Raw genomic sequence first — 14,736 nt, 5'->3', positions numbered from 1 at the left:
AGCGGTACTGGTGTGGCGAAATATTGACGGTATAGTAACTCCAGCTTTACAACCACACTGACTTGCCTCTGGATACCGCACGACTATGGATGCACACACATCGCGCCGTCTCAACGGCCAGGATTATAAAACCCTGTCGCTGGCCGCCCTCGGCGGGGCGCTGGAATTCTACGACTTCATCATCTTCGTTTTCTTCGCCGCCGTAATTGGCGAGCTATTTTTCCCGCCGGATATCCCAGAGTGGTTGCGTCAGGTGCAGACCTTCGCGATTTTCGCCGCCGGTTATCTGGCGCGCCCTCTGGGCGGCATCATCATGGCGCACTTTGGTGACAAAGTTGGGCGCAAGAAGATGTTTAGTCTGAGCATTCTATTAATGGCGTTACCCACGCTGGCAATGGGCGCACTGCCGACTTATGCCAGTATTGGCATCGCAGCGCCGATTTTGATGCTGCTGATGCGCGTGCTGCAGGGCGCGGCGATTGGTGGCGAGGTGCCGGGCGCGTGGGTGTTTGTGGCTGAGCATGTGCCGGAGAAACGCATCGGTTTCGCCTGCGGCACGCTGACGGCGGGTTTAACGGCGGGGATTTTGCTGGGTTCGCTGGTGGCAACGGTACTCAACACCACACTTTCACCGGCTGCGATTCGCGATCACGGCTGGCGCATTCCGTTCTTCCTCGGTGGCCTGTTTGGTTTGCTGGCAATGTATCTGCGCCGTTGGTTACATGAAACGCCGGTGTTTAAACAGATGCAGGAGCGTAAAGCATTATCCGAGAAACTCCCGCTGCAAACCATTCTGACCAGCCATAAGCGCGGGATTGTGGTGTCGATGTTGGTCACCTGGCTGCTTTCGGCCTGCATTGTGGTGGTGATCCTGATGGCACCCACGTTAATGCAGAAGCAGCATGCGATTCCCGCAGCGTTAAGTCTGCAGGCGAATAGCGTTGCTACCATCATGTTGCTGATCGGCTGCGTCGTCGCTGGCTGGCTGGTGGATCGCTTCGGCGCGGCATTAACGCTGATGGGCGGTTCGTTGCTGTTGGCCATCTTCAGCTGGAACTTCTTCCATCAACTGGATGGTTCGCCTGAGATGCTGTTCGTCTGGTACGGCCTGGCGGGATTGAGCGTGGGCGTGGTGGGTGTGGTGCCCTTTGTAATGGTCAAAGCGTTCCCGGCGGCGGTGCGTTTCACCGGCATCTCCTTCTCATACAATGTGGCCTATGCGATTTTTGGCGGTCTGACACCGATTAGCGTGACGCTGATGATGCAACTCACGCCGATGGCGCCGGCCTGGTATGTGCTGGCGTTGGCGCTGATTGGCTTGCTGGTTGGCCTGTGGCTGCAGAGCGAAAAACAGCGATCGACGCTGCTCAATCAGGTGAATGTCTAACCTAAGGCGCGTAAGCGCCTTTTTCTTTTCCGCATTTTTTTAAAATTATTTTAGTTTTAACCCTTGATGCGCTCTGAAGCGGCCCCATTTAGTTGTCATCGAGTGATGTCAGGCAGCAAAAAAAGGCTGTCACAGCAGTTGAAAAGGGTCAGTTTGACCGCACATCTGCTAACAACGCTAATTGACAAAGAATTTAAGTGGGAGACGTTTAGATGGGTAAGATTATTGGTATTGACTTGGGTACAACCAACTCATGTGTTGCGGTTATGGATGGTGGTAAAGCACGTGTGCTTGAAAACGCCGAAGGCGATCGCACCACACCGTCAATCATTGCATATACACAAGATGGCGAAACTCTGGTCGGTCAGCCGGCTAAACGTCAGGCGGTGACTAACCCGCAGAACACCCTGTTCGCGATCAAGCGCCTGATTGGCCGTCGTTTCCAGGACGAAGAAGTGCAGCGTGATATTAAAATCATGCCTTACAAAATCATCGGTTCTGATAACGGTGACGCATGGTTGAACGTGAAAGACCAGAAAATGGCACCACCGCAGATCTCTGCTGAAGTGCTGAAAAAGATGAAGAAAACCGCGGAAGATTTCCTCGGTGAAGCGGTAACCGAAGCGGTTATCACTGTTCCAGCTTACTTTAACGATGCACAGCGTCAGGCAACCAAAGATGCCGGCCGTATCGCGGGTCTGGACGTAAAACGTATCATCAACGAACCTACCGCAGCCGCACTGGCTTACGGTCTGGATAAAGGTCAGGGCAACCGTACTATCGCGGTATATGACCTGGGTGGTGGTACTTTCGATATCTCTATCATCGAAATCGATGAAGTTGATGGCGAGAAAACCTTCGAAGTACTGGCGACCAACGGTGATACTCACCTCGGTGGTGAAGACTTCGACAGCCGTCTGATCAACTACTTAGTCGCGGAATTCAAGAAAGATCAGGGCATCGATCTGCATAACGATCCGCTGGCGATGCAGCGTCTGAAAGAAGCGGCTGAAAAAGCGAAGATTGAACTGTCTTCAGCGCAGCAGACCGACGTTAACCTGCCGTACATCACTGCAGATGCAACCGGTCCTAAGCACCTGAACATCAAAGTGACCCGTGCGAAGCTGGAATCACTGGTTGAAGATCTGGTGACCCGTTCTATCGAGCCACTGAAAGTTGCTCTGCAGGACGCTGGTCTGTCTGTTTCTGATATCAACGACGTAATCCTCGTTGGTGGCCAGACGCGTATGCCAATGGTTCAGGCCAAAGTCACTGAGTTCTTTGGTAAAGAGCCACGTAAAGACGTGAACCCGGATGAAGCCGTTGCTGTAGGTGCTGCGGTTCAGGGTGGTGTGTTGGCCGGTGAAGTGAAAGACGTTCTGCTGCTGGACGTAACCCCGCTGTCGCTGGGTATCGAAACCATGGGTGGCGTGATGACTTCGCTGATCAGCAAGAACACCACCATCCCAACTAAGCACAGCCAGGTGTTCTCGACGGCTGAAGATAACCAGTCTGCCGTGACCATTCACGTGCTGCAGGGTGAGCGTAAGCGTTCAGGTGATAACAAGTCACTGGGCCAGTTCAACCTCGACGGTATTCAGGCTGCACCGCGCGGTATGCCGCAGATCGAAGTGACCTTCGATATCGATGCCGATGGTATCCTGCACGTGTCTGCGAAAGACAAAAACAGCGGTAAAGAGCAGAAGATCACCATCAAAGCTTCTTCAGGTCTGAACGAAGAAGAGATCGAAAAAATGGTGCGTGACGCAGAAGCGAATGCCGAGTCTGACCGTAAGTTCGAAGAGCTGGTGCAGACGCGCAACCAGGGTGACCAGATTGCGCATAGCACCCGTAAGCAGTTGGACGAAGCCGGTGACAAACTGTCTGCTGAAGACAAAGCACCGATCGAGTCTGCGCTGACCGAGCTGAACACCGCGCTGAAAGGCGAAGATAAAGCAGAAATCGAAGCCAAAATGCAGGCATTGATGGAAGTCTCAAGCAAACTGATGGAACTGGCGCAGCAGCAAGGCCAGGCGGGCGCAGCAGATGCTGGCGACGCTTCAGCGAAGAAAGATGACGATGTTGTCGACGCTGAATTCGAAGAAGTTAAAGATAAAAAATAATTGCCCCTGACCGGGCGCGACGGCTGGCCTGACAGCCGTTGAAACCAGCACGGGCGTAGGAGATCTCTCCACGCCCGTGCGATCATGTTAAGGGCAGAACAAAATGGCTAAGAGTGATTTTTACGAGATCTTAGGCGTCTCTAAATCCGCAGATGAGCGTGAAATCAAAAAGGCTTACAAGCGCCTGGCGATGAAATACCATCCGGACCGTAACCCGGACAATAAAGAAGCCGAAGCTAAGTTTAAAGAGATTAAAGAAGCCTACGAAGTCCTGACCGATGCGCAGAAGCGTGCGGCCTATGACCAGTACGGCCATGCAGCCTTTGAACAGGGTGGCATGGGCGGTGGTGGATTCGGTGGCGGCGGCTTTGGCGGCGGCGGTGCTGACTTCAGCGATATCTTTGGCGACGTATTTGGCGATATTTTTGGTGGTGGACGCCGTCAGCGTGCTGCCCGTGGCGCCGATTTACGCTACAACATGGAGCTGTCGCTGGAAGAAGCGGTACGCGGCGTGACCAAAGAGATCCGCATCCCAACCCTGGAAGAGTGTGATGTCTGCCACGGCAGCGGGGCCAAAGCGGGTACGCAGCCACAGACCTGTTCGACCTGTCACGGTGCAGGCCAGGTGCAGATGCGCCAGGGCTTCTTCACCGTGCAGCAGGCGTGTCCGACCTGTCACGGTCGTGGTTCGGTGATCAAAGATCCGTGCAATGCCTGTCATGGACATGGTCGCGTTGAACGCCAGAAAACCTTGTCGGTGAAAATCCCGGCAGGCGTGGATACCGGCGATCGCATTCGTCTGAGTGGCGAAGGTGAAGCGGGTGAGCATGGTGCACCAGCAGGCGATCTGTACGTTCAGGTCTCGGTGAAGAAACACCCGATCTTCGAGCGTGAAGATAACAATCTGTACTGTGAAGTGCCGATCAACTTCGCAATGGCGGCATTGGGTGGCGAGATCGAAGTGCCTACTCTTGATGGTCGTGTGAAGCTGAAAGTGCCGTCTGAAACGCAAACCGGCAAGTTGTTCCGCATGCGCGGTAAAGGTGTGAAGTCGGTTCGTGGCGGAGCCGTTGGCGATTTGCTGTGCCGTGTGGTGGTGGAAACGCCAGTTAGCCTCAACGACAAACAGAAAGCGTTATTGCGTGAGCTGGAAGAGAGCTTTGGCGGCCCAACGGGTGAGAAAAACAGCCCGCGCTCTAAAAGCTTCTTCGATGGTGTGAAAAAGTTCTTTGACGATCTGACCCGCTAATCGGGTAAGTGGTTCACAATGAAGCGGAGAGGCGACTCTCCGCTTTTTTTATGGCTGTGATTTAATAGATCGTTATTACCGATCTATAAACGAGACATAAGCTGCTTTTAACGAGGTATTTACGCCGCTAAACTAGCCGCTAAAAATTGTCCTGCTCAGGAGGAGTTGTGAACAAACCCCGTAGTATTCGAAGCTTACTGAAGAGCTTTATCGCGAGCGATGCCAGCAACGGCATCGTGCTTATTCTTGCCGCTGTTGCGGCAATGATCCTCGCCAACAGTGCAGAAACCGCGCAAGGTTATCAATCGTTCCTCGCTGAGCCGGTGCAAATTCGTTTTGGCGCACTGGATATCAGCAAAAACCTGTTGCTGTGGATCAACGATGCGTTGATGGCGTTGTTCTTCTTGTTAATCGGCCTTGAAGTGAAGCGTGAGCTGATGATTGGTGAATTAGCCAGTCGCGACCGTGCCATCTTCCCGGTGATTGCAGCGCTCGGTGGTATGGTGGTTCCCGGGCTGATCTTCTTCGGTTTCAATCATGCTGATGAAATCGCTCGCAACGGCTGGGCGATCCCAACTGCCACTGACATTGCCTTTGCTTTAGGTGTGCTGGCACTGCTCGGCAGCCGCGTACCTGCCGCACTGAAAGTGTTCCTGATGGCACTGGCGATTATTGATGATCTCGGCGCTATCGTGATCATCGCGTTGTTCTATACCAGCGATCTCTCGGTGCTGTCGCTGAGCGTCGCAGCTGGCGCTATCGTATTGCTGGCGATATTGAACCGCTGCGGAGTGCGTAACATTGCGATTTACATGCTGGTGGGCGTGGTGCTGTGGACCGCTGTGCTTAAATCCGGCGTGCATGCCACGCTGGCAGGGGTGATCGTGGGCTTCTTCGTGCCGCTGGAAGAGAAGGATGGCCATTCGCCTGCAGAACATTTGGCACACGGTTTGATGCCCTGGGTGAACTGGCTGATTCTGCCGCTGTTCGCTTTCGCTAACGCCGGTATCTCTTTAAGTGGCATTACCTTTGGCGACGTGCTGTCACCGGAGCCACTGGGCATTATCCTCGGCCTGTTGATCGGTAAACCGCTGGGCATTACGTTGTTCTGCTGGCTGGCAGTGAAGTGGCGACTGGCGGTGTTGCCGAACGGCACCGCAATACGCGATATCATGGCGATCGGTGTACTGTGTGGTATTGGCTTCACCATGTCGATCTTCATTAGTTCACTGGCCTTTGACGCCGCACATGAGCAGTTGGTGACCTTCTCGAAACTCGGTATCCTCAGTGGCTCGCTGCTGTCGGCAGTAATTGGTTACACGCTGCTGCGTATCAAACTGCGATAAACAGGGAAGGAGGCGTAAGCCTCCTTTTTTTATAATGAATCAGCTCAATTTCAATCATCTCTATTATTTCTGGCAGGTGTGCAAAACCGGCTCCGTGGTACGCGCCGCTGATGTCCTGTGCCTGACGCCCCAAACGGTGACGGGTCAGATTAAAGCACTGGAAGAGCAATTGGGTGGCGCGCTGTTTCGTCGGCAGGGACGGGGTTTAGTGCCTAATGAACTCGGACAACTGGTGTTTCGCTACGCCGATCGCATGTTCATGCTCAGCCAGGAGATGCTGGATATCGTTAACTATCGCAAAGAGTCGCATCTGTTGTTCGACGTGGGGGTGGCGGATGCATTATCGAAGCCACTGGTGAGCAAAGTGCTGGAAGCGGCCGTGGTGTCGGAGGAGAAAATTCATCTGCGCTGTTTCGAGTCAACGCACGAGATGTTGCTGGAGCAACTGAGCCAGCACAAGCTCGACATGATTGTCTCGGATTGCCCAATCGACTCCACTCAGCAGGAAGGTTTGTTCTCAGTGAAACTCGGCGAATGCCCAGTCAGTTTCTGGTGCAATGCACCGCTGCCCGATCGTCCTTTCCCGGCATGTTTAGAGCAGCGTCGCCTGCTCATTCCCGGGCGTCGCTCGATGCTCGGCCGCAAGTTGCTGAACTGGATTCACAGCCAGGGGTTGCAGGTGGATATTCTGGGCGAGTTTGATGATGCGGCTTTGATGAAGGCCTTTGGTGCGCAGAACAATGCGATTTTTGTCGCGCCGACACTCTATGGCGCTGAGATCTATCGCGATGATACGATCCGTGAAATAGGGCGTCTGGAGGCGGTGATGGAGGAGTATCACGTGATTTTTGCCGAGCGTATGATTCAACATCCGGCGGTGCAGCGCATCTGCAATCGTGATTTCAGCGCACTCTTTAATGCTAAATCGCAGGCATAAAAAAACCGGCTAAGCGCCGGTTCTTTCGACAAAGCGATAACCTAACAGGCGATTAAGCCAGTTTGGTGATCTGTGCAGCCAGGTTTGCTTTATGGCGTGCAGCTTTGTTTTTGTGGATCAGACCTTTAGCAGCCTGACGGTCCACGATTGGTTGCATTTCGTTGAATGCGTTCTGCGCAGCAGCTTTGTCGCCTGTTGCGATAGCCGCGTATACTTTCTTGATGAAAGTACGCATCATTGAACGGTTGCTTGCGTTATGCTTGCGACGTTTCTCAGATGTTACGGCGCGTTTCTTAGCTGATTTGATATTAGCCAAGGTCCAACTCCCAAATGTGATCTATATGGACAAATCAAAGGCCGAGGACTATGCCTTTTGCGCCTTCTTTTGTCAATGGATTTGTGCAAATAAGCGTCGTTTTAGCAACGGCGCTTGATTACGTAATTGATGGCGCAGGATTCTACCAGCAACACGTCGCTGAATACAGTATTTCGCATTAAAAATCTTCATTACCTGCCTGAGCAATGGGTTGCGTGCGCATTAAGCCGCACCATACGCAGGAAAGGCACGCAGACGGGTTAACCTGAAGGCCATTCAAGGGTATAATCCGCCGATTTCCACCGGTTTGAGTCAGCCATGAAGTTTATCCGCGGTATTTATAATCTGAAAGAGCAGCATCGCGGCTGCGTCCTGACCATTGGCAATTTTGACGGCGTACATCGCGGCCACCAGGCATTGATGGCGGAGTTGATTGCTGAAGGACGTCAACGCAATCTGCCGGTGGTGGTGATGCTGTTTGAACCGCAACCACTTGAATTGTTTGCCGGTGACAAAGCCCCGGCACGCCTGACGCGTTTGCGCGAGAAGCTGAAGTATCTCGAGCTGGCGGGTGTTGATGCGGTGCTCTGCGTCCGCTTTGATCGCCGTTTTGCGGCGCACTCCGCACAAAGTTTCATCGCTGAACTGCTGGTCGATAAACTCAACGTGAAGTTTCTCGCAGTGGGTGATGATTTCCGCTTTGGCGCTGGTCGCCAGGGAGATTTCCTGTTATTACAGAAAGCCGGTGTCGAGTATGGCTTCGACGTCATCAGCACCCAGACCTATTGTGATGGCGGTGCGCGTATCAGTAGCACGGCGGTACGTCAGGCACTGGCACAGGATGATTTTGCGCAGGCGGAAGCGCTGCTGGGCCATCCATTCAGCATTTCAGGGCGCGTGGTGCACGGTGATGCACTGGGGCGCACCATTGGTTTCCCCACCGCTAACATTCCATTGCGCCGCACAGTAACGCCGGTGAAAGGGGTGTTTGCGGTAGAAGTGTTAGGCCTGGGCGACAAGCCCATCGCTGGCGTGGCCAACATTGGCACACGTCCGACGGTAAAAGGTCTGCGTCAGCAGCTTGAAGTTCACCTGCTTGACACACATATGAATCTTTATGGCCACCACATTGAGGTGGTGCTGAAACAGAAGATTCGCGACGAACAGCGTTTCGCTTCGCTGGACGCGTTGAAAGAACAAATTGCGAAAGATGTGGTGACGGCCCGCCAATTTTTTGGGCTTAACGCACCGGCTTAATGACCGAAATACGGAACCGAGAATCTGATGAGTGACTATAAATCTACCCTGAATTTGCCGGAAACGGGGTTCCCGATGCGTGGCGATCTGGCCAAACGCGAACCGGGAATGCTGCAACGTTGGACTGATGACAACCTGTACGGCATCATCCGCGAAGCCAAAAAAGGGAAAAAAACCTTTATTTTGCATGATGGCCCTCCTTACGCGAACGGCAGCATTCATATTGGTCACTCCGTTAACAAGATTCTGAAAGACATTATCGTTAAGTCGAAAGGCATGGCGGGCTATGACTCGCCGTATGTGCCGGGTTGGGACTGCCATGGTTTGCCTATCGAGCACAAAGTTGAGCAGATGATCGGTAAGCCAGGCGAGAAAGTCTCCGCCGCGGAATTCCGTGCCGCCTGCCGCAACTACTCTGCTGAACAGGTTGAAGGCCAGAAGAAAGACTTCATCCGTCTCGGCGTGCTGGGCGACTGGGATCGTCCCTACCTGACCATGGACTTCAAAACCGAAGCCAACATCATTCGTGCGCTGAGTAAAATCATTGGCAACGGCCACCTGCACAAAGGCGCCAAGCCGGTGCACTGGTGCATGGATTGCCGCTCGGCGCTGGCTGAAGCAGAAGTCGAGTACTACGACAAAACTTCCCCATCTATCGACGTGATGTTTAACGCCGTTGATGCCGATGCGGTACGCGCGAAGTTTGGCGTTGCCGCCTCTGAAGGCCCGGTTTCTCTGGTGATCTGGACCACTACCCCGTGGACCATGCCGGCCAACCGCGGTATCTCACTGCATCCTGAGTTCGAATACCAGTTGCTGCAAATCGAAGGCCGCAGCTTGATCCTCGCCAAAGAGATGGTTGAGGGTGTGATGAAGCGCGCGGGCATCACTGAGTGGAAAGTACTGGGCGAATGCAACGGTGCGGCACTTGAGCTGCAGCTGTTCCAGCACCCGTTCCTTGAGCAGATCCAATCCAAAGTCGTATTGGGCGAGCACGTTACGCTGGAAGCGGGTACCGGTGCAGTGCATACCGCACCTGGCCACGGCCCAGATGACTATGTGATCGGCCAGAAATACGGTCTGGAAACCGCTAACCCGGTCGGCCCGGATGGCGCGTACCTGCCAGGCACCTATCCTACGCTGGATGGTGTAAACGTGTTTAAAGCCAACGACATGATCGTTGAGCTGCTGAAAGAGAAAGGCGCGCTGCTGCACGTAGAGAAACTGCTGCACAGCTATCCACACTGCTGGCGTCACAAAACCCCGATTATCTTCCGTGCCACCCCGCAGTGGTTCATCAGCATGGATCAGAAGGGCCTGCGTGCGCAGTCGCTGAAAGAGATTAAAGGCGTGCAGTGGATCCCAGACTGGGGCCAGGCGCGTATCGAAGCGATGGTGGCGAACCGTCCAGATTGGTGTATCTCGCGTCAGCGTACGTGGGGCGTGCCAATGGCGCTATTCGTACATAAAGAGACCGAGCAGCTGCACCCGGATACACTGGAGCTGATGGAAAAAGTCGCGAAGTGCGTAGAGCAGGATGGCATTCAGGCATGGTGGGATCTTGATCCGCGCGATCTGATGGGCGATGACGCTGATCACTATGTCAAAGTGCCAGATACGCTGGATGTGTGGTTCGATTCAGGATCAACCAGCTACTCTGTGGTCGATGCGCGCCCAGAATTTGGCGGCCATGCGCCGGATATGTATCTGGAAGGTTCAGATCAGCATCGTGGCTGGTTCATGTCTTCGCTGATGATCTCGACGGCGATGAAAGGCAAAGCGCCTTACCGTCAGGTACTGACGCACGGTTTCACCGTGGACGGTCAGGGCCGCAAAATGTCGAAATCCATCGGCAACACCGTGGCACCGCAGGACGTAATGGACAAACTGGGCGCGGACATTCTGCGTCTGTGGGTCGCCTCAACGGATTACTCCGGTGAAATGGCGGTGTCCGACGAAATCCTGAAGCGTGCAGCGGACAGCTATCGTCGTATCCGTAACACCGCGCGTTTCCTGCTGGCTAACCTCGCGGGCTTCAACCCGGCGACAGATTGCGTAAAACCCGAAGAGATGGTGGTGGTAGATCGCTGGGCGGTTGGCCGTGCGCTGGCTGCACAGCAGGACATCGTCCAGTCTTACGAGAACTACGATTTCCATGAAGTGGTGCAGCGTCTGATGCACTTCTGCTCCATCGAAATGGGCTCGTTCTATCTTGATGTGATTAAAGATCGTCAGTACACCGCGAAAGGTGACAGCCTGGCGCGTCGCAGTTGCCAGACCGCGCTGTGGCACATTGTTGAAGCGCTGGTGCGCTGGATGGCGCCAATCATGTCCTTCACTGCTGATGAAATCTGGGGCTACCTGCCGGGTGAACGTGCTAAATACGTATTCACCGAAGAGTGGTATGAAGGCCTGTTTGGTCTGGCGGATAACGAAGCACTGAACGACGCTTATTGGGATGAGCTACTGAAAGTGCGCGGTGAAGTCAACAAAGTGATCGAGCAGGCGCGCAGCGATAAACGTATCGGTGGCGCACTGGAAGCCACAGTAACGCTTTACGCGGATGCTGAACTGGCCGCTAAACTGCAGGCGCTGGGCGATGAGTTGCGTTTTGTCCTGCTGACTTCCGGCGCGACGGTGGCGGATTACGCCACTGCCAGCGATGAAGCGCAGCAGAGCGAAGTACTGAAAGGTCTGAAAATCGCACTGCACAAAGCAGAAGGCGAGAAATGTCCGCGTTGCTGGCATTACACTACTGACGTTGGCCAGAATCCGGAGCATGCTGCGGTCTGTGGACGTTGTTACACCAACGTAGCCGGCAACGGTGAAGTGCGGAAATTTGCCTGATGAGTAAACTCTGCTCTAACGGATTGCGCTGGTTGTGGCTGGTGCTGGTGGTGATCGTGGTCGATTTCGCCAGCAAGCAGTGGATCATGAATAACATGATGCTGCATGAAACTCAGCCGCTGATACCGTTCCTGAATCTGTTCTACGCGCACAACTATGGCGCGGCGTTCAGCTTCCTGGCGGATAAAGGTGGCTGGCAGCGTTGGTTCTTTGCCGGCATCGCGATTGCGATTGTGGTCGCGCTGGTGGTGATGATGTATCGCAACCGTGCAAGTCACAAATTAACCAATATTGCCTACGCGCTGATTATCGGCGGGGCGTTGGGTAACCTGTTTGACCGTGCATATCACGGCTTCGTGGTGGATTTCATCGACTTCTACGTTGGTGACTGGCATTTCGCCACCTTCAACATCGCTGACTGCGGCATTTGTATTGGTGCGGCGTTGGTGGTGCTGGAAGGCTTCCTCACCCCGAAAGACAAACAGGTCAAAGAGAAAGGGTAACAAATGACTGAGTCCGTACAGCGCGATAGCGCGTTGCTGGTGCATTTCACGCTGAAGCTGGAAGATGGCTCAACAGCGGAATCAACACGCGCCAACGGCAAACCAGCGCTGTTCCGTCTGGGAGATGGCAGCTTGTCTGGTGCATTGGAACAGGAACTGTTAGGACGTAAAGTCGGCGATAAGCATGCCTTTACGCTGGCACCGGAAGATGCCTTTGGCGGCACCAGTCCGGACCTGGTTCAGTACTTTTCGCGCCGTGACTTTAAAGATGCTGGCGAACCGGAAGTCGGTTCCATCATGCTGTTCAGCGGCAGAGGTGGTAGCGAGATGCCGGGTGTGATCCGTGAAATTTCCGGTGACTCGATCACCGTTGATTTTAACCATCCGTTGGCTGGCCAGCGCATTCAGTTTGAAATTGAAGTGCTGGAGATTGATCCGGTGCTGGAGGCCAGCGATGCAAATCCTGTTAGCTAACCCTCGCGGTTTCTGTGCAGGCGTGGATCGCGCCATCAGCATCGTGGAGCGCGCGCTGGAGATGTACGGTGCACCGATCTACGTGCGTCACGAAGTGGTACATAACCGCTACGTGGTGAGCAGCTTGCGCGATCGGGGAGCGATCTTCATTGAAGAGATCAGCGAAGTGCCGGACGATGCCATCCTGATCTTCTCTGCTCACGGCGTTTCTCAGGCGGTGCGGGCGGAAGCGAAAGCGCGCAATCTCACCATGCTGTTTGACGCCACTTGTCCGCTGGTGACCAAGGTACATATGGAAGTGGCGCGCGCCAGCCGTAAAGGTGTGGAGGCCATTCTGATTGGTCATGCCGGACACCCTGAAGTAGAAGGCACCATGGGGCAGTACAACAACCCCAATGGTGGCATGTATTTGGTGGAGTCACCGGAAGATGTGTTCAAGCTGAGCGTTAAGGACGAAGGCAATCTGTGCTTCATGACGCAGACAACTTTATCGGTTGATGATACATCAGATGTGATTGATGCACTGCGTCAGCGCTTCCCGGCAATTATTGGCCCACGCAAAGATGATATCTGTTACGCCACGACTAACCGCCAGGAAGCCGTGCGTGTTCTGGCGCGTGATGCGGAAGTGGTGCTGGTGGTGGGCTCGAAAAACTCCTCTAACTCCAACCGTCTGGCCGAACTGGCACAGCGTGCGGGGAAACTGGCGAAGCTGATCGATTCAGCAGATGACATTCAGGAAGAGTGGGTTAAAGGCAAGCAGATCATCGGTGTGACGGCGGGTGCCTCGGCACCGGATATTCTGGTGCAGCAGGTGATTCAGCGCTTGAAAGAGTATGGCGGCGAAGCAGCGATTGAGCTGATTGGCCGTGAAGAGAACATTGTGTTTGAAGTGCCAAAAGAGTTGCGTGTCGAAGTGCGCAACGTCCAGTAAGCGTTTGCTATCGAAACAGAATCAGGCCGACATCGTTCGGCCTTTTCTTTATCTGTCGTCGCCAAATAGACCACTTCCAGCAGGTGGGATTGCTTTTACTGATAATGTTTGGCGGCTGGCATAAAATTCTTATTATCCCTTTTTTATTGTGGCGTGACTGTTATCTGACCGTTAACCTGTTTACGCTTTGCATGCATAGATTTGTATCAGGAATGAATAATTATGAGTGATATCCGCATTGCTATCGTTGGTGCGCCAGGCCGCATGGGACGCAATTTAATTCAGGCTGTGCAGCAAGCGGAAGGTGTCGCGTTAGGCGCAGCACTGGCACGTAGCGGTTCTTCACTGCTGGGCGCTGACGCAGGTGAACTGGCTGGTATCGGTAAAACCGATATTAACGTTACCGATGATTTGCTGAAAGTGGTCAATGATTTTGATGTGCTGATCGACTTTACTCGGCCGGAAGGTACGCTGGAATACCTGGCATTCTGCCGCAAGCATAAAAAGGCGATGGTAATTGGCACCACCGGCTTTGATGAGGCAGGTAAAGAAGCGATTCGCGCCGCTGCCGAAGAAATTGGCATTGTGTTTGCCGCTAACTTTAGTGTTGGTGTGAACCTGGTGCTGAATCTGCTGCAGCAAGCAGCCAAAGTGATGGGTGACTATGCTGATATTGAAATCGTGGAAGCGCACCACCGTCATAAAGTTGATGCACCATCAGGTACAGCGTTAGCGATGGGCGAAGCGATTGCCGATGCGATGAACTGGAAATTGGACGAGCACGCGGTTTACGCACGCGAAGGCCATACCGGCGAGCGTCAAGCACAGACCATCGGCTTTGCTACCGTACGCGCAGGCGATATTGTTGGTGAACATACCGCGATGTTTGCTGATATTGGCGAGCGTGTAGAGATTACCCATAAGGCTTCCAGCCGCATGACCTTTGCTAATGGCGCAGTTAAGGCGGCAAGTTGGTTGAAGAACAAGAAATCTGGCCTCTATGATATGCGGGATGTGCTGGATTTATCGATGTTGTGAGTGTTGTGAACCATCGTGATGTGGTTATTTCAATCGGTAAGATGATGATTGAATAGGGCAATGTGATCATTGCCCTTTATTTTACTTATTAAAATGATGGCTTAATTGTATTTTTGTCTTTTGGTGTCTATTTTTCAATGTTTAGTTCTATCGGGAGGTCAGTAAGATGCGATTTTTGACCATTTGGTCAAAAATTTATGCGCGGTAGCACGTGTTTGCGATTATTGCCGCTTAGCAACCGTTTATTTTCCTCACTTATCTCACTCTTTTATCGCCTTTCTCGCTTTTTAACATTCAACAGCCTTAAAAATACAAAAAAATAGCC

General features: G+C 53.4%; 12 protein-coding genes. 11 read left to right on the top strand and 1 reads right to left on the bottom strand.

Translation table 11 applies throughout. From position 1 onward, the window contains the following. The first annotated feature begins 85 nt into the window (after positions 1-85). From JK231_RS17825 to nhaR, 5 genes are all read left to right on the top strand, one after another. Entirely contained in the window at positions 86-1,387 is a 1,302-nt protein-coding gene (locus JK231_RS17825; protein WP_211729153.1) for an MFS transporter, read from the top strand. Positions 1,388-1,599: 212 nt separating this feature from the next. Then, positions 1,600-3,510 (top strand): molecular chaperone DnaK, encoded by a 1,911-nt coding sequence (dnaK, locus tag JK231_RS17820; protein ID WP_097118312.1) that lies wholly within the window; start codon positions 1,600-1,602, stop codon positions 3,508-3,510. A gap of 103 nt (positions 3,511-3,613) precedes the next feature. Continuing rightward, the gene (dnaJ, locus tag JK231_RS17815; protein WP_034826114.1) at positions 3,614-4,759 is read left to right on the top strand and encodes a molecular chaperone DnaJ; all 1,146 of its coding nucleotides are present in this window, start codon (positions 3,614-3,616) and stop codon (positions 4,757-4,759) included. A gap of 167 nt (positions 4,760-4,926) precedes the next feature. Then, entirely contained in the window at positions 4,927-6,105 is a 1,179-nt protein-coding gene (nhaA, locus tag JK231_RS17810) for a Na+/H+ antiporter NhaA (RefSeq protein WP_034826111.1), read from the top strand. A 34-nt stretch (positions 6,106-6,139) separates the two neighbouring features. Continuing rightward, positions 6,140-7,042, top strand: a complete 903-nt coding sequence (nhaR, locus tag JK231_RS17805; RefSeq protein WP_058959366.1) for a transcriptional activator NhaR — start codon at positions 6,140-6,142, stop codon at positions 7,040-7,042. Between the two features lie 52 nt (positions 7,043-7,094). Here the strand turns inward: nhaR and rpsT are convergent, their stop codons facing one another. Then, complete coding sequence (rpsT, locus tag JK231_RS17800) at positions 7,095-7,358, bottom strand: 30S ribosomal protein S20 (RefSeq protein ID WP_034826107.1); 264 nt, start codon at positions 7,356-7,358, stop codon at positions 7,095-7,097. A 318-nt stretch (positions 7,359-7,676) separates the two neighbouring features. On the opposite strand from rpsT, the gene ribF reads away from it, so the two are divergent. The 6 genes from ribF to dapB all read left to right on the top strand — a co-directional run bounded on the left by ribF (position 7,677) and on the right by dapB (position 14,411). Beyond that, on the top strand, positions 7,677-8,615 hold the full coding sequence (gene ribF / locus JK231_RS17795; protein WP_058959365.1) for a bifunctional riboflavin kinase/FAD synthetase: 939 nt from the start codon (positions 7,677-7,679) through the stop codon (positions 8,613-8,615). 27 nt (positions 8,616-8,642) lie between these two features. Beyond that, entirely contained in the window at positions 8,643-11,462 is a 2,820-nt protein-coding gene (ileS, locus tag JK231_RS17790) for an isoleucine--tRNA ligase (RefSeq protein WP_211729152.1), read from the top strand. Then, positions 11,462-11,965 (top strand): signal peptidase II, encoded by a 504-nt coding sequence (lspA, locus tag JK231_RS17785; RefSeq protein ID WP_211729151.1) that lies wholly within the window; start codon positions 11,462-11,464, stop codon positions 11,963-11,965. Before ileS ends, lspA begins: the two co-directional genes overlap by 1 nt. Before the next feature lie 3 nt (positions 11,966-11,968). Continuing rightward, positions 11,969-12,439: an FKBP-type peptidyl-prolyl cis-trans isomerase gene (gene fkpB, locus JK231_RS17780; RefSeq protein ID WP_034826099.1), complete on the top strand. Its 471-nt coding sequence runs from the start codon at positions 11,969-11,971 to the stop codon at positions 12,437-12,439. Beyond that, positions 12,420-13,373, top strand: a complete 954-nt coding sequence (ispH, locus tag JK231_RS17775) for a 4-hydroxy-3-methylbut-2-enyl diphosphate reductase (protein WP_034826097.1) — start codon at positions 12,420-12,422, stop codon at positions 13,371-13,373. The genes fkpB and ispH overlap by 20 nt, the downstream gene beginning before the upstream one ends. Before the next feature lie 222 nt (positions 13,374-13,595). Further along, positions 13,596-14,411, top strand: coding sequence for a 4-hydroxy-tetrahydrodipicolinate reductase (gene dapB / locus JK231_RS17770; protein WP_097118316.1), 816 nt, complete (start codon positions 13,596-13,598; stop codon positions 14,409-14,411). Positions 14,412-14,736: the final 325 nt, after the last annotated feature.

The organism is Pantoea sp. JGM49, assembly GCF_018257655.1.
Taxonomy (GTDB): domain Bacteria; phylum Pseudomonadota; class Gammaproteobacteria; order Enterobacterales; family Enterobacteriaceae; genus Pantoea; species Pantoea communis.
This window is presented reverse-complemented; position numbering and strand designations above follow the sequence as displayed.

What these genes read in the sequence shown, in the direction of transcription:
- JK231_RS17825 (WP_211729153.1), top strand. Translation starts at nt 86, where the DNA reads ATGGATGCACACACATCGCGCCGTCTCAACGGCCAGGATTATAAAACC.
- dnaK (WP_097118312.1), top strand. Translation starts at nt 1,600, where the DNA reads ATGGGTAAGATTATTGGTATTGACTTGGGTACAACCAACTCATGTGTT.
- dnaJ (WP_034826114.1), top strand. Translation starts at nt 3,614, where the DNA reads ATGGCTAAGAGTGATTTTTACGAGATCTTAGGCGTCTCTAAATCCGCA.
- nhaR (WP_058959366.1), top strand. Translation starts at nt 6,140, where the DNA reads ATGAATCAGCTCAATTTCAATCATCTCTATTATTTCTGGCAGGTGTGC.
- ribF (WP_058959365.1), top strand. Translation starts at nt 7,677, where the DNA reads ATGAAGTTTATCCGCGGTATTTATAATCTGAAAGAGCAGCATCGCGGC.
- ileS (WP_211729152.1), top strand. Translation starts at nt 8,643, where the DNA reads ATGAGTGACTATAAATCTACCCTGAATTTGCCGGAAACGGGGTTCCCG.
- lspA (WP_211729151.1), top strand. Translation starts at nt 11,462, where the DNA reads ATGAGTAAACTCTGCTCTAACGGATTGCGCTGGTTGTGGCTGGTGCTG.
- fkpB (WP_034826099.1), top strand. Translation starts at nt 11,969, where the DNA reads ATGACTGAGTCCGTACAGCGCGATAGCGCGTTGCTGGTGCATTTCACG.
- ispH (WP_034826097.1), top strand. Translation starts at nt 12,420, where the DNA reads ATGCAAATCCTGTTAGCTAACCCTCGCGGTTTCTGTGCAGGCGTGGAT.
- dapB (WP_097118316.1), top strand. Translation starts at nt 13,596, where the DNA reads ATGAGTGATATCCGCATTGCTATCGTTGGTGCGCCAGGCCGCATGGGA.